A 23,831-nucleotide genomic window follows, 5' to 3' on the forward strand; every position below is an offset into this window, starting at 1 on the left:
CGTCCCGCCGTCGCGAGGACGACGACATGTTCGAAGCCTTCACATAGCCGAGATGCGGTCACCGCTTTCCATTGAAAACAAGGAACATCGCGGCAATCGATTTCAGCAGTGAAAGTTGTGCCGGCTGCGGCAGCGCCGGTTCTGTTACGGAGTTATTCCTCCGCAAGTTTGTGAGACAGTTCGAACCTTAGCAAGCTTTATCAGACAATCTGTTGACAGACAACCTCGGTCGCGCAGCTTTCGTGTCGTCATTGATGATTCGATGCTTCCCTCGGAGGCGGATCCCGATTGATGAAGTTTCTTCACCGCCTATGGACAAGGATCGACCACAATGGACAGGCTGTTGTCCCGTTTCCGGCTACAGAGTAATCATTTTCGTACTGTCTTTCATAATCAGCATTTGCGCGGTGGGGTTTTCGGGGCACTACGCCGCGGGTCTCCTACAAGGCCGCCTGGAAACCTCGAGCGAGGTGATGCAGGTGCTCTCGGGTTTCCGTGACGTCTCCGCCTCGTCCGTCTGCATCGCCCTCACGCCGTGCTTGAATCCTCCCTACATATGCAGGCATTCCCGGTTGATATCGATCCAGATTGTCTGAGAGCTACCAGTATTCGTTGATCCTGCCGTTATAGCTTTGCCTGCTCGTCTGCACAAATTTAGATATCGAGAGATCAAAAACGGGCGCCTGGAGGAGAGCCGTGGCAGTACCGCATTCGTACCGGCTGGTCGTGTCAGACAGCCGAAGACTTGCGGATTCTCTACCATCATGGATGGCCTCGGCTCAGAGAGGGATCGGAGGCTGTCACGTATTTTTTTCCGCTTTCGGCATGTTAAAGGATGCCAGGCGATCTTGCTGCCAATTATTTTTCTGGCTGCGAGCGACCGCTTTCTGCCGGCACTCAAATTCCCCTGGTGAAGCAGGGCTATCGCATATGAGCGATGATAGAGATGAGGAACTGATCGTCCCACCCTGCCTTCTTGATCTTTCGACGAATGGAGGCCTTATCTGGATGGGCCCGGATGAGGTTGAGGGCAATCTTTCGTAACAGAGCAATGTTTGCCGGTCCGTGATCCTTACGGTTTCTGGCGGCATCCTCGCGGAACTGGACGTCGAGCACCCAGTGCAGTTTGTTTTCGATCTGCCAATGAGTTCTGGTTACCTCGATCAGGGCGGCAGCCGACATGACGGTGGAGAGCAGGAAGTAGCGGACATGGCTGGTCAGACGGCCATCGGCATGACGGCTTGTGGCCTCGACGGAGCCGATGGCCTGCAGGCCGGGGAAGTCGATGTCATTGACGGCGACGATGCAGGCACGGCGTCTTTCGCAGCGGTCATGGTCATTCTCGGCGGCGGTCTGGACGCCGAGTGGCTCGACGTCGTCCAGACGAGCAATCGTCTGTGCCAGGAGGCCGGGCTGATTGGCCTTCAACGCCAGGGCATAGTCGCCGCCGGCGGAAAGGATGGCATGAGCGGTATCGGCGCGGCAATGCAGGGCATCGGCGGTGACGATGGCACCTTCCAGCGACAAAAGCGCAAGCGCATCGAGCGCCCCTTGGACCTCGTTGCGGCCCGGCGCGGTCTGTTGGCCGATGACCAGGCCGCAACCGGCAGCCCAGACCTTGACGAGGGGCAGCGGCGTCGCCTCGTACCGCCTTGCCGTCGACCGCCACCACGCCTTCCATGCCCCTTGCAAAGGCTTCGGTAAAGCGGCTTCGAAGGCAACCTGATTGAGGCAGCGGAAAACGGTGGAGAAGGTGCCATGGCCGGCGATGCCATAGGGCAGCGGCACGATCGTCTTGAGCCACTTCTTTTTGGAAACGCCGAATCGGCCATGTCGGCGCAGCTTTCGGCGCCGCAAACGATCGCGGCAATGGCAATGAACAGGATCGACATCAGCGGATGACGTGTGTTGCGCCCCGAGGGTCGGGCAGATCTTTAAAACAGGTGGCAAATCGATTCATCCGTACCTCCAAATTATCGGAGAGTTCTTGAGTCGATTTGCCTCAGCAAAACAACTCCTTACCATCCATATGCGATTCTCCTGCCTGGTGAAGCTGTCTCGTCTGGCCGTCACTTCAATCGCCCGCAACCGGCGCCTTAAGGTAGTCGAGAAACGTCCGGAGAGCGGACGGCACCTGTCGATGCGAAACGTAGTATGCATGAAAACCCGGCCCGGTAGAGGTCCAGTCCGGCAGCACGACTTCGAGTGAACCGGCCGCAAGTTTGTCCTCGACCCGGGCCTGCAGGCAATAAAAGAGACCGCCTCCCTCCTCCGCCATGCGGATAGATAGTTCCGAATCTCCGAGCGTGAGAAGTCCCGGAACGTCGAGAGAAACCATGCGATCGCCGTCGCCAAGTTCCCATTTGCAGAGGTGATCCGTACCGGTTCGGATCCGGATGCACTCGTGCGTCAAGAGATCTTCCGGCCGCGCGGGCCGCCCTCGTTCGTTGAGATAGGCCGGAGAACCGACTACGATCCATTCGAGTTCGGATGTCAGACGCGACGCGATCATCCCCTCGGGAACCGTTCCCCCATAACGGATGCCCGCGTCAAAACCTTCGGCGACCATATCGATGAAGCGATCCTCGACGCTGACTTCGACCTCGACATCTGGGTAGCTCTTGCGAAAACTGTGCAGTCGAGGAGCGATCAGCAGCTCGGCGGCGTCACGCAGGGTGGTCACTCTCACTCTGCCCGTAGGCCCGCTCCTGAAACTGTCTAGGAGATCCATCGCAGCTTGAATGCCGAGGAAACGGGGCTCCAGTTCGGCAAGCAGCACTTCGCCGGCGGCGGTGAGACTGATGCTCCTGCTTGTCCGATGAAACAGACGGACGCCCAGACGGGCCTCCAAACCCCTGATCGAGTGGCTGAGGGCAGACCCGGAAACGCCGCGAAGCGCGGCGGCCTTTCGGAACCCCCCCGCACGCGCGATCGCGACGAAAGTTTCAAGGTCGGCCAGATCGGCCCGCGTTGATACCATGAGTTATGGATACTCGCACTTGTACTGAAAAAGATCGCCCTTGCCGGCGCCGACCTTGCTTCAGGCCGGCCGGCACCTTCAATCCTTATTTAACTGGCCCTGTATTTGGTATGTGATGGCCGAGGAAGCAGTCAAAAATTTGACCTAGTGATCCATGTTGGATCCTGCGAAGGACGGCGGAGATGGCCCGGTCGCTGAAAAACGAAAACGTCCGGGATTAGATCGTCATGCAATGAAGATCTTCGTGTCCACAGCCACGAGAGACGGCACCGGTTGGTTCCGCGAGGCGGTCTAACAGTCCCGGAGGTTCTAGTTCTGAGCTCTCGAAAACGCGGGCTACCAGTCCTGCCGGGTTGGATGGACGAAATGTCGTTGATCGTGATCTCCGGGGGCTGGTCTAGTGCATAGACCACGGCTTCAGCCACCGACGACGGCGGAATACCCTGCTTGTTGAGCTCTCCGGCGATCTTTCTGCCCGTCTCGTCATGAACCTTGTCGGCCCAGCCGGTATCGATCACGCCAGGGCTGATCATAGACACTTGGATCCCGCTACCCACGCCCACCTCCTTCCTGAGGCTTTCGGTAATACCGCGTATGAAGAACTTCGTGGCTCCGTAAACCCCTGCCGCCTCGCCGACATGAACGCCGGCGATAGAGCTCATATTCAGGATGCGGCCGGACCGGCGCTCCAACATCGACGGCAGCACCGCGGCGATCGCATGCAGATAGCCACGCAGGTTGGTATCGATCATCTTGTTCCAATCGCCGACGGCGGCATCCTTCCAATAGGAAAAGAGCATGAGGCCGGCATTGTTGACCAATATATCGACCGGGCCGTACGTCGTTGTGGCGAACGCGACGAGGGCCTTGGTACTCTCAAAATCCGTGGCATCAGCAACCTTGTAGCTGGCAATACCTCCCGAACCGGTGATGTCTTCGACGATCTGACTGAGGCGTTCCTCATTGCGGCCGGCAAGGACGACGCGCGCACCTTTTTCCGCCAATCCTCTGGCGGTCGCCGCTCCAATGCCCGAGGAAGCCCCTGTGACGATGGCGACCTTGTTTTTCAGATGTGACATGACGTGCTCCTTCACTGCGGTTGGGTCAATTCGGCTTGCCGCGCGGCTTTGACGGGCTCGGGGGTCGTCCGGTTTTCCAACACCTGCCGCTTGGTTTTCTGATCTCCGCCGACGATATGGTCGATGCCGTTCATGAGGGCCTCGAAGCCCTGCTTGGCGACGAGCGTCTTGTCGTTTTTTTGTTGGCCACCGAGCTTCGTACCGCCCATTCCAGCGTTCGCGTGGAAGTCGCTGTTGGTGGCGCCCGGAAGGAGTGCCGTCACCGTGACCCCGGTCGAGCGCAACTCCTCGCGCAGAGATTCCGCGAACATGTAACCGAATGCCTTCGACGGGCCGTAAACGGTTTCGTATGGCGTGGGCAGGGTCGCCGAAACCGAGGAGGTGATGAGAATCCTGCCGCGGCCGTTCTTGACCATATGTTGGACGACGCGTTTGGCCATATGGACGGTCCCGGTTACATTGATCGCAAGCAGGCGAAGCTCATCCTCGAGATCGTTATCGACAAAGGCGCCGCCAATACCGATACCGACGTTCAGAGCCGCGGCTTCCAAGGGGCGCCCCAGCCCCTGCGTAAAGGTCCAGAACCTCTCGACGCCATCGTACGTCGAGGCATCCGCTTTGAACGGATATGCTTCGGCATCAAGGCTTCGTAGCGCATCGGCGGCCTCGTTCACCTTGTCGCTTGAGCCTGAAATGGCGACATCGAATCCATTCTTGGCGAATTGTTTGGCAAGCTCGAAGCCTATTCCAGATGAGCCGCCCGTGATCATTGCGAGTGGTTTATTCCCTGTCATGATTTCACTCCTTTGGTTTGGTCAGCACCACGATCGTCTCGAGGCGCTGGTGACCAAATGCCCGTGGAGCCGATTGGTTACATGAGCAAAATTGATCCGGGCGGCGAGTGAAAATCATCCACCGATCTGGCAGGGACCAGGAGTGCGTTACCTTTTTGGTCCCGTCCGCGGTCGAACTGGCCAGGCATTCCCTACGTCACGAAGGCCCTTGAGTGAACACGGCTCATCGGTGCGTGCGATCCCGCTCACTTCAAGTAGCCGTCGCGCTACCCTATTCTTATAGTGCGATCGAACGGTCGTTCGCAGCCCGCGGATATGATCCGACGACCCAAGCGCCCGAGTAGCGTTGATGGACTTCTCTGCGCTGGTGCCATCGGCCGGCACGCTTCTCGGAGAAAAATTCCACGGCGACGGCTTGTCCGGCACACCTTCCAGCGGTGACGGTCCAATGACGGGAAAGACAAAAAATGAGCGAGAGAATGAACAGCGTCGTTGCTCCTGGCCGCGTTGCGGTCATCACGGGAGCTGCGAAGGGCATCGGCTTGGCAATCGCGAGGGCTCTCGCGGCCCGCGGCATGAAGCTCGCGCTGCTGGATCTCGACGCCGACGCACTTGAGGATGTTACTTCGACACTCGACACGGACATCCTGATCGTGAGCGGCGACGTATCAGATTTGTCGGCACTGACCAGGTTGCGGGACGAAACGATTTCGCGGTTTGGCGACGTGGCCGTCCTAGTAAACAACGCGGGCATAACGCAAGGAGCCGGCCCTTGGGACAATCCTGCAAAGTGGCGACGCCAGATCGATGTAAACTTCGGAGGTGTTCTGGCCGCGCAACACGTCTTCGTGCCCTACATGATCGAAGCCGGTCGCCAGTCGGCCGTTGTCAACCTCGGCTCCAAGGAAGGTATTACGACTCCTCCAGGTAACGCCGCATATTCGGTGGCAAAGGCAGCTGTCAAAGTCCTGACCGAACAGCTGTCGCACGAGCTTCTGAAGGAGACGGGAGGTCGTGTTTCGGCTCATCTCCTCGTCCCTGGCTACACGTGGACACCCATGAACATCGCACTCAAGCCGCAGGGCATTGCGAAACCCGATGAGGCATGGACCGCAGAGCAACTGGTGGAATACTTCCTGGTCCGTCTGCTCGACGAGAATTTTTACATCATCTGTCCGGATAACGCGGTTACGTCTGCGATCGATGCCAGAAGGATCCGCTGGGCGGCCGACGACATGATCCTGAACCGGCCGGCGTTTTCACGCTGGCACCCCGACTGGATGGATAAATTCGCAGCCTGGTTGAAGTCAGGTCACTGACGGTGGAATGTTTGTAGAGGAGAGTAATCCAATGCCCAGACCCTATGTAATCTGTCACATGATGTCGCCGCTGGATGGCCGATTGATCGTCAATGATTGGGCCGAGGCAACCGGCCATTCGGTCGATGAGCTCGTGAAGATCTATGACGGCCTGCATGAGAAGATCGGTGCCGACGCCTGGCTTTCGGGAAGAGCGACGGGAGAAGAGTTCGCGGACGCCGTCGACCGCCCCTATCAAGCAACCGGCACAGCCGCGCGACCGATCCATATCGCCAACCCGGACGCCGGCGAGTTCGCTGTCATCGTGGATAAGGACGGTCGGCTACGCTGGGACAAGAGCGACATTGAGGGAGCTCACCTTGTGGTCCTGACAGGATCTGACGTGGATGATGCTTACCTGGCGGGCCTCACCCAGGCTGGCGTTTCCTATATCGTCTCGGAGAAAGATGGCGTCGATCTGAAAAACGCGCTTGACCTTCTTGGAACCGAGTTCGGTGTGAAGCGCTTGATGCTGGAAGGCGGGGCGCAAACCAATGGCCATTTCTTGAAGGCGGGTCTTGTTGACGAGGTCAGCCTGGTCATCTTCCCTGCGATCGGAGGCAAGTCGAATACACCGGCCATATTCGAGGGCGGCGAGGATGGGCTTGCCGGCAGGGCGAGGCTCACGTTTATCAGCGCCGAAGCCGCTGGCCTCGGCTCCGTGCATCTGAGATATCGCGTTGGACGTCCATAAGAGACGTCCATAGGAGAAGATTGTGGAAGGGCTCCCTCCTGCCGTCGTCGAAATGATCGTCGAGGAGCAGGGCGCGATACTCCTGAGCAAGCAACCTTGTTTCGAGATCATCGCGCAGCGCAGAGAGCCGGAAGAACTGGCGTAGTCTGCCCGTGGTGTCTCTCCGATTAGGCGGTGTGATGAACGGTATGTGACGCCGACATTAATGCCCGCGGCGGTGACCGCGATATGAGCGTCAAGGCGTTGCTCGAGTGCAGCTCGACAAACAAACAAGGTGAGACGCGTATTGCCGCACGTAACGATGCTCCCCACAAAAATGTCGGGCCTACTACACCTGCTGTCAGGTTTGTCAGGTGCGCGCCATGGTGCTGTTCCGCCCGACTTCCTACCGCGCTCTCGTGGAAGTCCTTGAAGCATAGGCACAAGATTCCTTCTGAGGCTCGATCCGGCCAGAGTGGCATGAGTCTTGAAACTTTCTCGTCGCGCGGCGGCAGCTGTCTTCTCCCGAGAAAGCGCGCGAGTCAAAGTCGAATTGCAGGTGAACGCATGGTGACGCAGTAGAACTTTGTGGATGCGGTTCGACCCGGGGAGAACAAAACTCCGGGCAGAGGTTTGGGAGGGTTGTTTGTCTGTGTCTGACAAAATTGCGATCTTCGGTATGGCGAGCGTTTTTTCGGTCACCCATGCGCTATTCGCAGTCGCTCAAGAGGCCAGGGCCGTGACTAACCCCCTGGCCTATATGCTGCAACCTATCACAAAATCCCAGGGGATGCTGAAAACCTTCGAACAAAGCCGGGAGACATTTCCGGGCGAGGTTCTGCTCGATATGAACGCTACCTATCTCGACCGACAGATCTACAATCCGGCCACGGCGCGCTACGACCACGTTAAACTGCGCGGCTATCAAGACGCCCGCCAGACCGGCTTATCCGGTGCCGACACGCCATTGGTTGGACCGACCATCGATCTACGGCCCGGTCAGACGGTGCGGGTAACGCTTCACAACCTGTTCCCTCAGGATTCCACCTGCGGCATCGGCGGTGGCAGTGCCAATACCCCCCATTGCTTCAACGGTACCAACCTGCATTCGCACGGTCTCTGGGTAAATCCGTCTGGCAATGGCGATAATGTGCTGATCTCAATCCGTCCCGGCGTTTCGTTCCAATATGAATACAACATCGCCGTTGAGCATCCCGCCGGCACCTTCTGGTATCACCCACACCTACACGGATCAACCGCATTGCAGGTGTCGAGTGGCATGTCCGGGGCGTTGATCATCCGTGGCGATCGCATGCCGACACCGACCGAGACTGGCGATATCGACCGCCTATTGAAGCAGCCGGGCGGCTCCGATATCGCCGAACGGGTTTTGGTGCTACAGCAGATTCAATATGCTTGCACCGATAACAATGGCGACATCACTTATGATTGCCAGCCAGGACAGGTGGGCGGCATCGAAAGCTACGATCAGTTCGGACCTGGCAGTTGGCCGGCTTCGGGCCGCTTCACCAGCGTCAACGGCCAGGTGCTTGGTCAGTTGGCATTAGCGGAGGCTGGCTCGGTCGAGCGGTGGCGGATGATACACGCCGGGGTTCGCGACACCATCAATTTCGAAATCCGGCGCAAGACCGGGACGACCGCGTTCCGCACGCTTGCGGCAGCGGACACCGACAGATGGATCGATCAGAATTGCGGCAAGGATACTATTCCGTATGGGGTGGTGGCCCAGGACGGGCTGACAATGGCGCAGGTGCAGATGCGGCAGCAAGCGATCCTGCAACCGGGCTACCGCGTTGACGCGCTGGTGGTGTTGCCAGGAGCGGGTGACTACTGCATCATCGATGGCGCCGCACCGGCAGCGGCCAGCGTCAACCAGGAGGCTCCAAGCCGACGGCTTCTCGGCATAGTCACTGCAGTAGGCGGCCATGCCGTCAATGGCGAGATCGGCACCTATCTGCAGGATTGGCTGATTTCGGCGGCTGAGCGCACGATGTCACAGAATGTCGCCGGCAAGGTTATCGATGACCTCAAGAACGAGATGTCGCTCTCAAGCTTTATTCCCCATCCGGACATCGACGCGGGCGAGGTCACTGGCGAGCAGCAACTGGTGTTTAACATCGATGTGAAACAGCCGGGTGCCACCTTCTTCGAGGTTGACGGCAAACCTTATGATCCCAACCGCATCGACCGGACGTTGCCGCTGAGCGGAGTCGACGAATGGACGCTCCGCTCGGATTTCGTCAGCCACCCATTCCATATCCATGTCAATCCGTTTCAGATCATCAAAATTGTCGATGCGGCCGGCAACGATGTCAGCGCGCTTGGCGCCGATGACGACGGCGATCCGCAATATCCAGGCTTGAAAAATGTCTGGAAGGACACGCTGTGGATCAAGAATCCCGGCACCGATCCGTCGGCGCGCTACACGATCACCGTGCGGACGCACTACCAGCGCTATATCGGCGAGTTCGTTCTGCATTGCCACATCCTCGATCATGAGGACCAGGGCATGATGCAGAACATCAGGATCACCCTGCCGGACGGCCAGGGTGGCACCGTTTCCGGCCATCATTAGGGCGTCGATCGCCATTGGGAGGAACTATGAGCTTCACTGGCACTTGGAGTTATCGCAGCCTGATCAACAATCCCGATTTATCGGTTGATTTCAATGCACTGGAATTTGGCCAGGGAACGCTGGTGCTGACCGAGTTGGCTCGGCGCAAGGTCGGCGGAACCATTGGTGGGCCCGGGTGGTCGCTGGAATTGACCGGTACGGTGCGTCCGGGAGACCCTGTCGAGCTGCAATTCACTGGAAAGGGCGATGTGGCCGGCGAGACCTGGATCTACAGCTATCGCGGCTACATCGTGCCGAACTGGCCGAATGGCGTCGATCAAAGGGACGCCATTGTCGGTAGCATCGTCCGCGACGTCCCGCATTCGCATGGGGTCGCCGCAGCCGGCTACGTTGCCTCCTGGTATGCCGTGCGACAGTGATGCTCCAGCATTTGCCGCAGCTCGAAGACATTCGGATCAACATTCACCGGCCAGGGTCTGGGTCGACGGACCGATGCCTCACATTTGAACCGCGTGCTCTGGCGGTTCAGCGGGATGTGCTGCCCGAACTTGTCGAACACGATCGTCGCCAGCAACTGAGGGCCGATGAAGCCGCGCGGGCGTCGCATGGAACGGTGCGGGAGCCTGACTGATCGCCTCGCAATCGCGGCAGGTAAATTTCTCGCGCACCGTCTCGATCACCTTGAATCGCCGCGGGATATCCTCCAGCGTTTCCGTCACATCCTCGCCCAGCTTCGACAGCCGCGAGCCGCCACAGCAGGCACATGCCGTCGGCGCTTCGATGACGATGCGTGCGCGCTCGACGTCTTTGGGCGACGCCTTGCGCACTGGACGCTTGCGGGCGAAGGCGCGCACGGACTGCGTTCTGGCCGCGGCCTCTTGGACGCTCAGTTCGTCCTCGGCGGCCTACGCCACGAGCTCTTCGAGCTGCAAATTCCAACTGATCGATCAGCCGCTGCGTGCGCTCGCGGCGCGGCCCGTGCTTCTCGCGCTCCAGCTTGCCGATCAGCAACTGCAAATGCACGTTGAGCGCCTCAATGCTCGACAGCCGCGCCTTCGCGTTGGCCGCGTCCGCCTCAGCTTGCAGCCGCGCAACACGTTCGGCCAGCAGCGCCGGATGAGCGCTGGCAAGGTCCGATGGCAGGGTAAGCGGCGGCAATGTCATAACGACATTGAATCAGATTTCTCAACAATCTCAATGCAAAAATTGAGTCAAACCCGGCTGGGGCGCCAGGTTTCCTGCCGTGCGCGCCAGTCAATTCCCTCCAGCGACAACGCATGTTGATGCCCCTCCTGGTGAGGCTGAATGATTCTCAGATCGAGTTGATGAATGGTACGGTTGCGAAGGTCGCGAACCGCGTTGACGACCGCTGGGGAATTTTGGAACAAATATGCTCCGGTTGATTGCTGGTCGATGAGCAGGCGCTTCCGCCTGATTTGAACGTAAATCCAATTGACGGGAATATCGAGCCTGGCGGCAAGTTGTACGGCGCTGAGCAAACTAGGTTCGTGTGTCCATCTGTTGCGCTGTGCCTTTACCTAGATGCCCGCTGCAAGGCGGAGGCGTTGCACAGTGATTGGCAAAACCTTCTCCTCACAATTGGGCGAATGGTGTCCTTCGCGCGTCAGTATTTCAGGCTTCGACATATCCCTGTGTCGCAGACACGGGTATCAGCAAGGTCGATCCACCACGATGTTCAACCTCATACGACGGCGCGAAGTTGCCGCCTCTACGTCCCACCTCACGCATCACATTAAAGGAGCGTCCAAATAACGGATGGCTCGGATCCAGCACCCCGATCTTGTCCGGTGATGATTCGTCAGACTCACAAGCAGGGATATTTCTGTAGACCTTCGAGCAGATAACCGAGCTGCGCCGGTGTGATCACCACCGTGCCGTCAGCGGCTGACGGCCAGATGAAGCGGCCGCGCTCCAGCTTCTTCGTGAACAGACAAGCGCCCTGGCCGTCACGCTAGATAAACCTTCCTCGCTCCAATTTTTTCGTGAACAGGCAGGCCCCCTGGCCATCGTGCCAAACGACCTTGATCAGATCGCCGCGTTTGCCCCAAGGCGGCGCATCCTCGGATGCTTACTTTTGTCCGGAAAGCTTGCCGTTTTGGCCGCATTGAACTCATCAAATAAGGATTTGCGCCGCGCGGACGAGCACGCGGCGCTTTTATTCGGCAGGGAAAGCAGCTTCGTCTAAGCCTTTGGCCATATTCGATGAATTCTTGCTCCACAATCTCTGACGGGCCAGCGCCGGCAGGGCAGAGGAGATTAATCCTTCAAGAGGCTTTTGTTCTCAGTCGTCGGCACGTACTGGAAAGTGTCTTGTCCTTGCTCAATGGCCGGACCGGAGCCGCCTTCGTAAGCGAGGTTCCAGCTCGTGACTATCTCAGTGTTGTTGCCGTTGACCTGTGCGTAGCCGGTCCATCCGGTTGCGGAATTGCAGTTCTCCGTCGAATTGTTCCAGCCGACCGAAAATGCGATGAACGTCCCGTTTACCCTTCCTGTTAGCGGATAGGGCGAGTTCTGGCATCCGGTGCCCTGGGCTCTGTTTACATATTGGCCGGAGACATTTCCGAACGAGTCGACTTGAATGATCATCGTCGAGCCGGACTGGTTCTGCCAACTGCTGGAAGCCGATGCGATGCTTGAAAAATCCTTGAAGTTGCTTGCATCGAAAGCAAGAGCTGAGGTTGCTACAGCAAACACAAGTGCTGCAACTGCATTAGTACGGATCATGGTTTTTCCTCCTGATGTGCGCCGACCGTCGGCGATCGTACCGAAGGTTGCATATAAACTCGTAATAATCAATCAATCCGAGTAGCAATTTCCCGGGTTGAGAAAACCGAAAGACGGGCCGCGCGTTGCGTGGCGCGGCCCGAGAACGAGCATCAGGAGTGAAGACTTACACGATGCAAATTACGAACGGGATAGCGCAACGCTAATATCTTGACCATCATTGGAACGGACAAACTGCATGGCCGCAACCCCGAGAGCTACCTCACGGACGTCCTAACCCAGATCAAAGATTAACCGGTAGATAGGCTTGAAGACCTGTTGCCGTGGAATATGCTTCCGACGGTCTCCACTGCGCAAAAGGCCGCCTGATGGCTCGTTCGATGCATATCTGCACGATCGAAGACGTGGCCACCATGACCGGCGAGAACCTCGAACTGCTCAGAGAGATCGTATCCATCCGAGCAGGGCCGCGGGATTTTGGGCGCCGCGCGTAGTAACGTCGGTTCATGGAGATCGGATCGAACTGCACGGAGATCGGGTGAGAATCGGCGCCGACGGTACGCCATCACTTGACCGCGACAGACCCGATCATCCGCCAACACTTGCCGATCGTGCATGAGGCGATGCATCACGTCACCCATATGACCGTGCGCAACCGCGGCACCTTCGGCGGCAGCGTCGCGCATGCGGATCCAGCGACCGAGATGCCGATGATGACACGGTTCCTCGGTGGGACGGTCATCGCCTCCTCTCAGCGCGGCAGACGCGAAATACCTGCAGCCGATTTTTTTGTCGGATCGCTGGTCAACTCGTTGGAACCGGACGAGTTTGTAATTCGCGTCGAGCTCGACGCGATGAGACCGGATGCCGGATGGGGATTTGAGGAGTTTGCAAAACGCCACGGGGACTTCGCACTCGCTTGCTTTGCGACGACGCTGCATTGTGTAGATGGCAGGGCGTCTGACGTTCGCGTTGGCATGATGGGCGTTGGTGAAACCCCGCTGCGGCTTGAAGAGATCGAGGGCATCATCGAGGGGACGGATGTTTCCGAGCCGGCTCTCGATACGGTGGCGGATCGCCTGGCTGGAATCCTCACGCCCAACACGGATATCCATGCCTCTGCAGATTACCGCAGGCATCTCTCAGGCGTCCTTGCCAAACGGGCCCGTCGCGCCGCCTGGAGCCGCGCGAACCACGAAAGGCTTCAAGCAAGATGAGTGAGAAGACGATCACCGTCAGCGTCAACGAAGCGTATATGACGCGCACGATCGAAGCACGAACGCTGCTGAGCCACTTCCTGCGCCAGGATCCTTTGCCTGACCGGAACCCATGTCGGGTGCGAACATGGCGTTTGCGGTGCCTGCACCGTCATTCTCGATGGAAGGAGCGCACGCTCCTGTCTGATGCTTGCAGTGCAGACAGACGGAAGCGAAATCGAAACCATGGCCAGGGAAGCGTCGATACTCGGACGAATCCAAGAAGCGTTCCGCCAGCATCATGGCCTGCAATGCCAATTTGTAGGCCCAGTTTCATCGTTGGCGATCATCGACCTTCTTCGCCACCATCCGCTGGAAACCGATGATAAGATCAGGGAAGCGCTCTCAGGAAACATCTGTCGTTGTACGGGCTATGAAAACATCGTCAACGCCGTCCGCGAACTGGCTAGCAAGAGAGGACCTTTAAGATGAAGATGCATTTTCTCGAGGCCGGCCGCCTTCGTATGCGCCGGTCCATCTACGTCCCTGGGGCGCTGAAGGAAGAAGCGATTGAATTGCCGGTTCACGCCACCCTGATGCGCCATCCCCAAGGCAACGCGCTGTTCGATAGCGGATGCAATCCAGAGGCCGCCATCGATCCAGGCGCGCGATGGGGTGGGTTAAGCAAGGTTATGACCCCGATCTTTTCGCCAGAGCGGACGGTCGTTCATCAGTTGAAGACTCTTGCTCTCGATCCCGAGGACATAGATGTTGTGATCTGTTCACATCTGCATCCCGATCATTGCGGCTGCAACGCGTACTTTCGGCGCGCAACGATCCTCTGCCACGAAGCGGAGGCGCAGGCCGCCACGGCAAGCGGTGCAGAAAATCAAGGCTATCTTCGAGGAGAATGGGACCAGCCCCAGGGTTTCCAGACCTTCAATGCCGAGCATGACGTCTTTGGCGACGGGCGCATCGTCTTGCTGCCCATGCCGGGTCATACCCCCGGAATGACCGTCGCCCGTGTCGAGCTGGAAAAAGATGGTTCATTTATACTCGCTTCAGATGCTGCCCCGCTCCAGGCGAGCGTCGACACCGGTATCGCTCCGAGAAATACTTGGAACATCGAACTCGCCGCAGAGGCACTCGCTCGCCTGAAAGCTCTTCGGGAGCGGGGAGCTTCTATCATTTTCGGCCACGACGACGCGCAATGGCAAGAGTTGCGAAAGGGTGTGGAGTTCTACGAATGAGCCAGCAGGACCATTCCGTCGAGCTGCGGCTCAAACTTGTCGGCAAGCGGGACAAGCGCACCGAAGATCCACGTCTGCTGACGGGTGTTGGTCAGTATGTCGATGACATGGCGCCGCGGTATGTTGCATATCGCATTGCGACGCTCCGACCAGCCACATGCCCGAATCCTGAACATCGATGTCGGCGATGCGTTCTCGGTGCCCGGCGTCGTCGCGATCTATAACGCGAGCGACCTGGAAGGAGAGATCAAACCTGCCATACCGACCTCGCGTATGCCTGGTTATTACGCCACCCCCATATGGCCACTTGCACGCGGGAAAAGGTGGCCGTTCTATCGGATCGTGTCCCAGTACGTGGCGTAGGTGACGGTAGGGAGTAAAGCCGAGCGCCCGCGCGCTTCTCGTTGCGCTGTAGCGGGTGATCGGCTTTGCGGGCGGCCATCAGTGTTTTTCCGCTAGGGTCGGGTTGTTCAAGACCAACCTGACGGAAAGATCACCGAGGACCAATGACATGATGAACGTGCGCTCCCTTGTTGAGAAGAGTGCCGATGCAGATTTGTTGCGTGAGATGATCGGTCTTGCTGCCGAGCGGCTGATGGAGCTGGAAGTAGGCTCGGCTACGGGTGCAGACTTCGGTGTGAAGAACTCGATGCGGCTCGCACAACGCAATGGCTACCGTGACATCGGGAGACGCGGGCTGGCACCGTCGAGCTTCGCATTCCGAAGCTGCGCAAAGGCAGCTACTTTCCGAGCTTCCTTGAACCGCGCCGCATGGCAGAGAAAGCTCTGACGGCCGTTATCCAGGAAGCGTATATCCAGGGAATCTCGACTCGTTCTGTCGACGACTTGGTCAAGGCCATGGGTATGAGCGGCATCTCCAAAAGCCAGGTGAGCAGCCTAACATCGGGACGAACGCAATCTGCGGGGCGAAGGTGGCTGCGACGGCCATCCTCATCAGCGGCTGGAGATAGATCAGATAACCGCCCACGGTGACAAGGATGCCGATCTGGAGTAGCGGCTCGGAGATGCTGGTCCCAACGAAACTGCCCACCGGTTCCGCTTCCGCAAAGACGATCGACAGCTCAACCCCCTCGAGCGTGGATTCCGATGGCGGCGTCTCGGCCCGATGCAGAACGCGCGCCCCGAGCCAAAGCGTGCTTTTTTCGCCCACCCAGCTTCTTTAGAGGTTGGAGGTGAATTTATCGCGCCCTTCAACACTGCGACCGCGAGATAGAGGGAGACGAGAAAGAGAAGAGACCGGTATGACGCTTGCTCGGTCGCCTCATTGACGATCCGGCGCTGGAGTTCGAGAGGCGCCGCGCCGATAACGAAAAGAGCCAGGGACAGCCCTGCGACCAACGCCTGATGACGCCTTCCCATCAGCCAGATGAAGCCGAATAGTTCGGAGAGCATCGAATCCGTCGCGCCATTTGCGGGACGCGGCCGGACAATTAAATCCTGGAGGGCCAGATGTTCATCGCGCACTCACGGGTCAGAGAGAGCGCTCGACGCGCCCGGTTCGGGAGTCGTCGGATGGCCTCACCAGTAGGACGCTCACGACCGTCCCCACCATGAGGATCAGGATGACGAGGAGAAACCTCGACGCGACGGCGTCTGCGATGACCCTGACAAACATGACGGAAACTCCAGGGACGATTTCATAGTTTGAGAGAGCTCACCATGCGGTAGCCAGGGTGATGTTGTTTACCACGCCGCCGACGCCGCGGATGCTTTCCGCCGCCACCCTGGCCGCCGAGCATTCCAGCTCCGTCTCGACCTCTCCCCTCAGGGTCACTGCCCCGTCGGAGACGGTCGCATTGACGATGGGGAACCTTATTTCGAACTCGGTTTCCAGGCGGCCACGAACGGCCGTCCCTAGGGCCTCGTCGCCGGAAGCAGTACACTGCCGTCGAACATCGAGAAGCGCTCGCATCAAGTCGTGACGGCTGATTATGCCGGCGAGTCTGCCGTTCGGTGTTTGATGTCGTGGGCCTGCAGGAGTTCTGCGAGCTGGCTCGCGGTTGCGCTCGGGGCGGCGCTGACGACGGGCGTCGACATCACGTCCTTGACGCGCCAGCTTCGGGCCTTCACATAGTCCGCCAGTGCATCTTCGCGGTCGCGCGTATGCGGTACCGCCCGTCTCGCCCAGGATGACGCCACCCGGCGCAGCAGGTCTCCCCGGTGACGATGCCGGTGAGCCGCCCTTCGCCATCGATGACGGGCACCGCGCCGATCTTGCTGGCGTTGACGATCTCGACGGCTTCCCTGACGTTGTGTCCCTCGTCGAGCGTCGTCACGGGGTCGTCATGATGTCTCTAGCAAGCATCGCGCTGTCTCCTTTTCGATCGGACAATTACGGAGCCAACTTGTTGAGCGCATTGACGTGGATCAAGGCAGACACGAAGCCGCGGGAGGCATTCTTCACGCGTCGTCGTCTCTGAAGCCTTCCGACGAAGTGCGGCGTCAGGCTCGCCCGCATTGCAACTTATTGAGGATCGAGGCGTTACGGTTCGGTCTCGTCCTCGCGCGGCGTACCAAATTCTTCCCGCGCCGTCGCAAGGAGTCTTATGCAGCAACCCGTCAAGCTGGTATCCGTCGGCACCGCCGTTCCGCCACATGTCATCGACCAGCGTGACGCGGCGCGAGCCTCGCACACCGCGTTCTCATCGCGATTTGGCGATTTCGAAAAGCTGGCAAGGGTGTTCGAAACCTCGGGAATTCGGCGCCGCTATGCCGTCCGGCCGATCGAGTGGTATCTCGAGACGTCGGGATGGCCCGAACGAAACCTCGCTCATATCGAGGGCGCGGGTGCAATGTTCGTCGCCGCCGCCAGCAAGGCTCTCGTGTCGGCGCGCATTGCAGCAGGCGATGTCGACACGATCGTAACCGTCTCCTCGACTGGTATTGCGACACCTAGTCTGGAAGCGAGGGTAAGCCGAGAACTGGGCTTCCGGGACGATGTCGAACGGGTTCCCGTGTTTGGCCTCGGCTGTGCCGGCGGAGTCTCTGGGCTTTCAATCGGGTCACGGCTGGCGGCATCCCGGCCAGGCTCAGTCGTGCTGGTGGTCGCCGTCGAGACCTGCACGTTGGCATTTCGCATGGACAAGCTTACGAAGGCGAACATCGTGGCGACCGCCCTCTTCGGCGACGGGGCCGCCGCCTGCGTGGTGCGTGCTAGTGAGACCGGTCTGGCCGAGGTCGAACTTGCAGGCCAGCATACGTGGCCCGACACGCTAGACATCATGGGATGGAGCGTCGATCCGGAGGGTCTGGGCGTGATCTTCGATCGTGCGATACCACCGTTCGCCGAAACTCATGTGCTGAAGGGCGTAACGTCCATACTCGCCCGATCAGATCTTGCTCCTGCCGACGTTGACCGGTTTGCGTGCCACCCCGGTGGATCAAAGGTTATCACCGCCTTGGAATCGGCGCTTAAACTAAGCCAGGGAACCCTCGACCAGGAACGTGAGGTTCTCTCGGACTATGGGAACATGTCCTCGCCAACCGCGCTGTTCGTACTCGAGAAGCTTCTTGCGCAAGGACTACCCAGGAGAACTGTCCTGACGGCGATGGGACCGGGCTTCACCCTTAGCTGCCTCTCGTTGACGGCTGCAGCATGACCCGGCGATCATTCTCCAGGACGTTTTAAGATCGCATCGTTTGCAGAACGAACAGGACTCGAAACAGGTAGCTGACGCTGCAAAGGCTGCGATTGCCGTGGGACACCCCAAGTCGAAGGCGAGGTTGCCACCTCGCACTCGAATCCTTTCTCCTGCGTGCCGGCGTAGCTGCGGCAGTATGGCTGGTGGTAGTCGCTACCCAATCCGGTCCTCTGTCGCACTAGGAGGAGCGTGCCCAGCGCCAATTCTGGATTTCCGGCAAGTCTTCTCCACGCTCCCGCACGAACGCCCGGTGCTCGTCGAGCTTTGCATGCAAGGCTGCCGTCACATCTGGCACCTTTTCGGCGAGGCCGGGCACGCGCGCGATCGGTCGCGATGTCTATCTGCGTGTATCTGAACCATGCGATCCAGCCATGGCACTGAATGTGCATCGGCAAACAAAAGCGGATTTACAACCAACGTTGTCAGATACGTCTCCCCCAAGCGGCATTGATGTCTCGGAGGCCAGTGTCTCTCGATTACGCCTGTCATCGATCGCCGACCTCGGCAGGCCACAAGGAGTGGGAAACTTTGATCTCCTACGCACTTTGCTCATCGCTTCCCATTCCTAGCTGCATTGAAGCGTATCTGGGGCAGAGTGACTTCAAATAGGCGCTTCAGCGGAGTCCACCGACCGAGGCACTGGATGTTCGCAACCAACTGCCGCTTTTCCGGAAGATGATGAGTTAAGGTGGCAGGAAACGGAATAAGACTGGTTGACGAGAAGCCCGGGAAAAACAACAGAAACTGGTTCGAAAGTTTTTGTTCGTTCATCAGCGCTTTTTGTTGGATTGTGAGAGCACGGATCCTGCCAACTGCTTGATAGCAGTGCTGTATTTCGTGCTCGATAGAACCTGCGAAGCCTTGTCCTCCATCGCAGCTCCTGTCTGCTTTGAGGTGCCCGCCTGCAAGGGCTCTGTTGCAAGATCGACTTCGACTATGTCGGGATGTACCCCGGCGATCCGCCCCGGCAGCTACGTCCTCATTTCCGTGACCGACACCGGCACCGGAATGACGTCCGATGTGATGGAGAGGGCTTTCGACCGTTCTTCACCGCGAAACCGACGGGCTCGGGAACGGGGCTTGGGCTGAGCATGGTCTACGGTTTCGCAAAGCAATCCGCAGGGCACCTGCAGCTCTACAGCGAACTTGGCGAAGGGACGACGGTGCGCCTCTTTCTTCCACGCGCCGACGCCGGAAAGGATTCTCATCCGAACGAGCAGCGGGCTGAGGAAGCCCCGCCTCGGGGCACGGAAACTATCCCGGTGGTCGAGGACGACGCGAGAGTTCGCCGAGTGACGGTCAGCCGCCTGCAGACGCTTGCCTACTTCGTGATCGAAGCTACGAACGGGATCGACGCGTTGAAGGAGCTGGAGGCGGGGCATGACGTAGCGCTCCTGTTCAGTGATGTGGCCATGCCGGGAATGAACGACGACGAACTGGCCCGGAATGTCCGGGAGCGCTGGCCGAGGGTGAAAATTCTCCTGACGTCGGGCTTTTCTGAACCCCATGCCGCGGAAAAGGAGATCGAAGCGGGCGCCGGCTGGCTGAAGAAGCCGTACACTGCATCGGAGATGTCGACCCGTCTCAGGCTGCTGCTCGCCGCGAGGCCTAATAGCGATTCTGCTCGACAGCAGGATTTCAATTTAGAAAAATCAAACCCGAACCTCAATCGCGCTGCCGTTGCGGGGACTCATATCTTTCTTCGCGGAAGATCCCAGCCTACGTCGCCACCCAAGGTCGCTCTCCAACAACAACAATGGTCGCCTTGTGCTCGCGACGGAGGCTCTGCAACGGGTGGTGCGGAATTTCATTCCGAAGACGAGATCTGCGCGCAAGTCGATCAAGGAAATTGGGCTCTATGCGAAGGGCGCTCAGCGGCGCCCTTGCTGCTGAGTGTGGGCAGAGCAGTAACGTCTAGCCAATCCCGATATTCGATCACCCGACCGTCAGTCGGTCGTCGAGAGTTGCTGATCCCTGGAGCGGACCATGCAGCGCGCTCCGCCGCCTGCCGTTCCGACCAGGTCTTCACCTTGCCGGAGAGGATTACCTTTCTGCCTTGGACGTCGATTCTGATTGCATCGGCCTCAAGAGCGGCGTCGCGTTGGAAAGCATCCTCGATGCGTTTCTTGACATCCACCGCCGTAATATGCGGCTTCAGCTCCACTAGGTTGGACACCCCTACTACGCCGGCGAGATGCCGCACGGCGTCGTAGGCAGCGTTCTTTTGATATTGCCACTCGACCTCTCCCCGCAAGGTGATCCACCCTTTGAGGACCCGCACCTGCACCGAATCCTTTGGCACGGAAACGTTCCAGTCGAGCATTTTGACAGCTCGCCGGGCGATGTCGTCGTCGTCTGTTTCCTTCGGCCCGAAAATCCGGACCTCGATATCGGCAGCTATTCCGCGCACGCCCTTGACGCGACTAACCACGCGCTCTGCGGCGTCTTTCTCCGCGTAGGTGCGCGCGTGACCAGTCAGTGTGACGATCCCGCTTTCGACCGCGACGCCGATATCAGCCGCGTCGATACTGGGCTCGAATTCCATTTCGTCGAGAATGTTCTGTCTGAGTTGAATGTCGTTCATGACAACCTCCTTCAGGTTTGCGACGTGCCGATCGTGACAGCGCCGCAGATTTTCGTCGTTGATCTTCATCAAGCACGAGAGCGACCTTGGAATTTCAGCGGACAGAACACGGTCTGCGGGCTGCTACTGGGTCTGCACGTCAGCGGCCACGAAGAGGCGGTGGCCGTTCCTCACGACGGTGATGAGAGCACGGGCATGCTCCTTCACGAGTATTGAGAGGAGTTGCCCGACGTCCGTCACCGGCTGCTGGTCGAGAGCGACGATAACGTCGTCCGGCTGCAGGCCGGCCTGTGCCGCGACCGAACCCTCGGCGACGACGACGACGCGGGCGCCGGGACCATCGGGAGAGTTCGCCATCTCGGCGTCGGCGAGAGGGCCGCGGCCGATATGAATGGTACGCGGAGCAGCCGGTTCGGCAACCGGTGCGTCGGACACCACGGGAAATGCTTCTATCCTTCGGCTCGCGCGGTCGATCTGGAAGGACGGCTTGGACTGCAACGGTAGCGATCCCACAAGCCTTCGAACGTCGGACGCGCCGCGCACCGTCCTTCCGTCGACCATCCGAATGACGTCGCCCGGCTGAATTCCTGCATTTGCCGCCGGTGAACCCGGAAGGACTTCGCTGACCAGCGCGCCCGCCCCTTCATCGATGCCGAACGCCTTTGCGAGACCGGGCGTCAGGTCCTGCGTTAAAATTCCCACCTCGCCGCGTACCAACTTGCCGGTCAGGATGAGCTGCCGCATCACGATGCCGACAGTCTCGGCTGGGACCGCAAAACCGATGCCGATGCTTCCTCCGGCGGGGCCGATGATCGCGCTATTGATCCCGACCACGACGCCGTCCTCGCTTACAAGCGCGCCGCCCGAATTGCCGGGATTGGTCGACGCGTCCGTCTGAATGAATCCTTCGTACCCCTCCGATCCCACGGCACGGCGCCCAAGCGCGCTTACGATGCCCATCGTCGCGGTCTGGCCCAGGCCGAAGGGATTCCCGATCGCCACGACGACGTCGCCGACGTGAAGCGAGGACGCGCTTCCAAACTCGGCTTGAACAAGATGATCAGGTGGAATTTGAACGACAGCGACATCCGTCTCGGGATCGGCGCCGACAAGTTTCGCTTGGAAGCGTCGGCCGTCGGAGAGCGCCACCTCGATTTTTGAGGCGCTTGCTATGACATGCTGGTTGGTGACGATGTAGCCGTGGACCTCGTCGATGACGACACCCGATCCGGCCGATTGGAAGCTGTGCTCTGCCGGCGCAGCGTCGTCAGGTAGTCCGAAGAACTTTCTGTAGAAGGGATCAGCAAGCGTTGCATCCGCGTCGTCGAGTTCCCTGCCCTGCACCGAGATGCTGACGACGCTCGGCACGACACGCTGGAGCATCGGCGCGAGCGACAGGCTGTCTGCAACGGCTGGAGCCGACAATAGGCTCTCACCTGCGATGAAGAGCGCCGCCAAGGCGAGCAACGAACGCGACATCTCTGATCTCCTTGCGGAAGCGCCGCCGGTTGTCGGCGGACGTCTTGACGAAGAAGCTTTTGTGTAGCGCAAGCAAAGCGCATTGATCCTTGTCAAGGGGAACATCGGCTACGGAACGATCACGGCGGCTCCAGAGACACGGCCTGCGCGCAGATCGTCGAGAGCCTCGTTCGCATGCTCGAGGGGGTAGACGCTGGTGAAGCATCTGACCCCTGCCGCCTTCCCGATCGAGAAGAATTCCGCCCCGTCGCTCCGCGTCAGGTTCGCCACCGAGACGACCCGCCGCTCGCCCCAGAGCAGACGATAGGGCATGCTCGGAATGTCTGACATGTCGATGCCGCCGCAGACCACCGTTCCGCCCTTCCGCACCACGTCGAGCGCCATTGGCACGAGCTCGCCGGCCGGCGCGAAGATGATGGCGGCGTCGAGCGGCACCGGCGGCTTTTCACCGGAAAACCCGGCCCAGACGGCGCCAAGATCAAGCGTGAACTTCCGTCCGGCCTCGTCACCGGGAAGCACAAACGCATAGACGCTCTGGCCTCGATGCTTGCACACCTGCACGAGGATGTGGGCGGCCGCGCCGAACCCATAGATGCCGATCGTCCTCCCCTCGCCCGCCATCTTCAGGGATTGCCACCCGATGAGGCCCGCGCAGAGAAGAGGCGCGGTCGCCACCGGGTCCGCATCTTCAGGCAGTTCGAACGCGTAGCCCGCCTCGGCCGCCGCATGGGCCGCAAAGCCGCCGTCGATTGTGTACCCGTGAAGCCAGGATCGTTGCACAGGTTCTCGCGACCCTCTCGGCAATATGCGCAGTGCCCGCAGGTATGGCCCAGCCAAGGTACCCCGACTTTTTGACCGACAAGGCGACGAGGAAGGCCCTCGCCCGTTGCGATCACGGTTCCGACAATCTCATGCCCTGGAACGAGAGGAAGCTTTGGCTGGGAGAGGTCTCCTTCGCAGACGTGAAGGTCCGTCCGGCAGACGCCGCAGGCCACAGTCGTATCGCCACCTTCCCCACCTTGGCTTGATCCCGGTCAAACATCCGGATTGATGCTCGTCAAAGACAAACGCCCGGGGACAGATAGGCTCCTGGACACAGCGCCACGACCTCATCCAAAGGAGACGGACATGCGCGAACAAGAAAAGACCGGCAAGACAGAAACGAACGCTGCCACGACCATTCCTCCCGTCGAGCGAACGTCCGCAGACCTTGTTCTCGGACGTCGGGACGAGGATCGCTGGGAAGTGACGGCGGCGACGCCGCGAGGCCAGGCATGGGCGAGAGATCACTTCTGCTGCGCCCTGCGGCAATCCTTCACGGGCACCATGTGTCTCGACATCATGAGCGCCGATCGGCTTCTCAAGGAAGCGCATGACGACGGACTGACGACCGAGTTCGTTAGCCTGTCTGGCAAGGACATATACTGACATGTTC

General features: G+C 59.3%; 22 protein-coding genes and 10 pseudogenes. 15 read left to right on the forward strand and 17 right to left on the reverse strand.

From position 1 onward, the window contains the following. Positions 1-331: 331 nt before the first annotated feature. Positions 332-512, forward strand: a pseudogene (locus tag GGD53_RS31755) (hypothetical protein); the annotation flags it as partial. Between the two features lie 409 nt (positions 513-921). Here GGD53_RS31755 and GGD53_RS16345 read toward each other — a convergent pair. From GGD53_RS16345 to GGD53_RS16360, 5 genes and pseudogenes are all read right to left on the reverse strand, one after another. Beyond that, the gene (locus GGD53_RS16345; protein ID WP_237358368.1) at positions 922-1,788 is read right to left on the reverse strand and encodes an ISAs1 family transposase; all 867 of its coding nucleotides are present in this window, start codon (positions 1,786-1,788) and stop codon (positions 922-924) included. Positions 1,789-2,074: 286 nt separating this feature from the next. After that, a complete protein-coding gene (locus GGD53_RS16350) occupies positions 2,075-2,779 on the reverse strand; it encodes a LysR substrate-binding domain-containing protein (RefSeq protein ID WP_244414416.1) in 705 nt (234 codons plus the stop codon). A gap of 12 nt (positions 2,780-2,791) precedes the next feature. Continuing rightward, a pseudogene (locus tag GGD53_RS31760) lies at positions 2,792-2,980 on the reverse strand (LysR family transcriptional regulator); the annotation flags it as partial. A 131-nt stretch (positions 2,981-3,111) separates the two neighbouring features. Next, a complete protein-coding gene (locus tag GGD53_RS16355) occupies positions 3,112-4,059 on the reverse strand; it encodes an SDR family oxidoreductase (RefSeq protein ID WP_004674385.1) in 948 nt (315 codons plus the stop codon). Positions 4,060-4,070: 11 nt separating this feature from the next. After that, positions 4,071-4,853 carry an SDR family NAD(P)-dependent oxidoreductase gene (locus GGD53_RS16360; RefSeq protein ID WP_011053310.1) on the reverse strand — a complete coding sequence of 261 codons (783 nt, stop codon included), beginning with the start codon at positions 4,851-4,853 and terminating at the stop codon, positions 4,071-4,073. A gap of 467 nt (positions 4,854-5,320) precedes the next feature. Between GGD53_RS16360 and GGD53_RS16365 the strand changes: the two genes are divergently transcribed. The 5 genes from GGD53_RS16365 (at position 5,321) to GGD53_RS16380 (ending at position 9,899) form a co-directional block, all read left to right on the forward strand. Further along, positions 5,321-6,172: an SDR family NAD(P)-dependent oxidoreductase gene (locus GGD53_RS16365; RefSeq protein ID WP_184457662.1), complete on the forward strand. Its 852-nt coding sequence runs from the start codon at positions 5,321-5,323 to the stop codon at positions 6,170-6,172. Positions 6,173-6,203: 31 nt separating this feature from the next. Continuing rightward, positions 6,204-6,905 carry a RibD family protein gene (locus GGD53_RS16370; RefSeq protein WP_004674381.1) on the forward strand — a complete coding sequence of 234 codons (702 nt, stop codon included), beginning with the start codon at positions 6,204-6,206 and terminating at the stop codon, positions 6,903-6,905. A 22-nt stretch (positions 6,906-6,927) separates the two neighbouring features. Next, a complete protein-coding gene (locus GGD53_RS32145; protein WP_009982859.1) occupies positions 6,928-7,050 on the forward strand; it encodes a hypothetical protein in 123 nt (40 codons plus the stop codon). Between the two features lie 480 nt (positions 7,051-7,530). After that, a complete protein-coding gene (locus GGD53_RS16375) occupies positions 7,531-9,480 on the forward strand; it encodes a multicopper oxidase family protein (protein ID WP_018446454.1) in 1,950 nt (649 codons plus the stop codon). Between the two features lie 26 nt (positions 9,481-9,506). Then, positions 9,507-9,899, forward strand: coding sequence for a hypothetical protein (locus GGD53_RS16380; protein ID WP_004674379.1), 393 nt, complete (start codon positions 9,507-9,509; stop codon positions 9,897-9,899). Positions 9,900-9,941: 42 nt separating this feature from the next. Here GGD53_RS16380 and GGD53_RS16385 read toward each other — a convergent pair. The 4 genes and pseudogenes from GGD53_RS16385 to GGD53_RS16405 form a co-directional block, all read right to left on the reverse strand. Further along, a pseudogene (locus GGD53_RS16385) lies at positions 9,942-10,644 on the reverse strand (IS66 family transposase zinc-finger binding domain-containing protein); the annotation flags it as partial. A gap of 47 nt (positions 10,645-10,691) precedes the next feature. Then, positions 10,692-10,979, reverse strand: a complete 288-nt coding sequence (locus GGD53_RS16390) for a hypothetical protein (RefSeq protein WP_008534161.1) — start codon at positions 10,977-10,979, stop codon at positions 10,692-10,694. A gap of 326 nt (positions 10,980-11,305) precedes the next feature. After that, positions 11,306-11,533 (reverse strand): annotated as a pseudogene (tnpB, locus tag GGD53_RS32390) (IS66 family insertion sequence element accessory protein TnpB); the annotation flags it as partial. Positions 11,534-11,757: 224 nt separating this feature from the next. Next, positions 11,758-12,225, reverse strand: coding sequence for an avidin/streptavidin family protein (locus tag GGD53_RS16405; protein ID WP_004674376.1), 468 nt, complete (start codon positions 12,223-12,225; stop codon positions 11,758-11,760). Positions 12,226-12,420: 195 nt separating this feature from the next. Here GGD53_RS16405 and GGD53_RS32395 point away from each other — a divergent pair. The 6 genes and pseudogenes from GGD53_RS32395 to GGD53_RS16435 form a co-directional block, all read left to right on the forward strand. Beyond that, positions 12,421-12,594 (forward strand): annotated as a pseudogene (locus tag GGD53_RS32395) (transposase domain-containing protein); the annotation flags it as partial. Between the two features lie 242 nt (positions 12,595-12,836). After that, entirely contained in the window at positions 12,837-13,442 is a 606-nt protein-coding gene (locus GGD53_RS16415) for an FAD binding domain-containing protein (protein WP_237353339.1), read from the forward strand. Positions 13,443-13,628: 186 nt separating this feature from the next. Then, positions 13,629-13,913: a 2Fe-2S iron-sulfur cluster-binding protein gene (locus GGD53_RS32250; protein ID WP_184457664.1), complete on the forward strand. Its 285-nt coding sequence runs from the start codon at positions 13,629-13,631 to the stop codon at positions 13,911-13,913. Continuing rightward, positions 13,910-14,671 (forward strand): N-acyl homoserine lactonase family protein, encoded by a 762-nt coding sequence (locus GGD53_RS16425; RefSeq protein WP_004674371.1) that lies wholly within the window; start codon positions 13,910-13,912, stop codon positions 14,669-14,671. The genes GGD53_RS32250 and GGD53_RS16425 overlap by 4 nt, the downstream gene beginning before the upstream one ends. Positions 14,672-14,791: 120 nt before the next feature. Then, positions 14,792-15,034 (forward strand): hypothetical protein, encoded by a 243-nt coding sequence (locus GGD53_RS16430; protein WP_244597457.1) that lies wholly within the window; start codon positions 14,792-14,794, stop codon positions 15,032-15,034. Positions 15,035-15,182: 148 nt separating this feature from the next. After that, positions 15,183-15,571: pseudogene (locus GGD53_RS16435) on the forward strand (transposase); the annotation flags it as partial. Here the strand turns inward: GGD53_RS16435 and GGD53_RS31455 are convergent. The 4 genes from GGD53_RS31455 to GGD53_RS16450 all read right to left on the reverse strand — a co-directional run bounded on the left by GGD53_RS31455 (position 15,522) and on the right by GGD53_RS16450 (position 16,968). After that, positions 15,522-15,842 (reverse strand): hypothetical protein, encoded by a 321-nt coding sequence (locus GGD53_RS31455; protein WP_008534157.1) that lies wholly within the window; start codon positions 15,840-15,842, stop codon positions 15,522-15,524. The pseudogene GGD53_RS16435 and the gene GGD53_RS31455 sit on opposite strands and share 50 nt — an antisense overlap. Before the next feature lie 321 nt (positions 15,843-16,163). Continuing rightward, positions 16,164-16,307 carry a hypothetical protein gene (locus GGD53_RS16440; protein ID WP_164517822.1) on the reverse strand — a complete coding sequence of 48 codons (144 nt, stop codon included), beginning with the start codon at positions 16,305-16,307 and terminating at the stop codon, positions 16,164-16,166. 39 nt (positions 16,308-16,346) lie between these two features. Further along, positions 16,347-16,604 (reverse strand): BON domain-containing protein, encoded by a 258-nt coding sequence (locus tag GGD53_RS16445; protein ID WP_029875514.1) that lies wholly within the window; start codon positions 16,602-16,604, stop codon positions 16,347-16,349. Positions 16,605-16,758: 154 nt separating this feature from the next. Beyond that, positions 16,759-16,968: a CBS domain-containing protein gene (locus tag GGD53_RS16450; protein ID WP_008534154.1), complete on the reverse strand. Its 210-nt coding sequence runs from the start codon at positions 16,966-16,968 to the stop codon at positions 16,759-16,761. A 270-nt stretch (positions 16,969-17,238) separates the two neighbouring features. Here GGD53_RS16450 and GGD53_RS16455 point away from each other — a divergent pair, with 270 nt between their 5' ends. Next, a complete protein-coding gene (locus GGD53_RS16455; RefSeq protein WP_184457665.1) occupies positions 17,239-18,291 on the forward strand; it encodes a type III polyketide synthase in 1,053 nt (350 codons plus the stop codon). Positions 18,292-18,511: 220 nt separating this feature from the next. Here the strand turns inward: GGD53_RS16455 and GGD53_RS16460 are convergent. Then, positions 18,512-18,658, reverse strand: a pseudogene (locus GGD53_RS16460) (hypothetical protein); the annotation flags it as partial. Positions 18,659-19,424: 766 nt separating this feature from the next. Here GGD53_RS16460 and GGD53_RS32255 point away from each other — a divergent pair. Further along, a pseudogene (locus GGD53_RS32255) lies at positions 19,425-19,859 on the forward strand (response regulator); the annotation flags it as partial. 409 nt (positions 19,860-20,268) lie between these two features. On the opposite strand, the pseudogene GGD53_RS16470 reads toward GGD53_RS32255, so the two are convergent. From GGD53_RS16470 to GGD53_RS16480, 3 genes and pseudogenes are all read right to left on the reverse strand, one after another. Beyond that, positions 20,269-20,917: pseudogene (locus tag GGD53_RS16470) on the reverse strand (BON domain-containing protein). 123 nt (positions 20,918-21,040) lie between these two features. Further along, the gene (locus GGD53_RS16475) at positions 21,041-22,396 is read right to left on the reverse strand and encodes a trypsin-like peptidase domain-containing protein (protein WP_011053299.1); all 1,356 of its coding nucleotides are present in this window, start codon (positions 22,394-22,396) and stop codon (positions 21,041-21,043) included. Positions 22,397-22,504: 108 nt separating this feature from the next. Continuing rightward, positions 22,505-23,388: pseudogene (locus tag GGD53_RS16480) on the reverse strand (zinc-binding alcohol dehydrogenase family protein); the annotation flags it as partial. A gap of 136 nt (positions 23,389-23,524) precedes the next feature. Here GGD53_RS16480 and GGD53_RS16485 point away from each other — a divergent pair. Beyond that, a complete protein-coding gene (locus GGD53_RS16485; RefSeq protein WP_029875516.1) occupies positions 23,525-23,824 on the forward strand; it encodes a hypothetical protein in 300 nt (99 codons plus the stop codon). Positions 23,825-23,831: the final 7 nt, after the last annotated feature.

The organism is Rhizobium aethiopicum (assembly GCF_014197535.1).
Classification (GTDB): Bacteria; Pseudomonadota; Alphaproteobacteria; order Rhizobiales; family Rhizobiaceae; genus Rhizobium; species Rhizobium aethiopicum_A.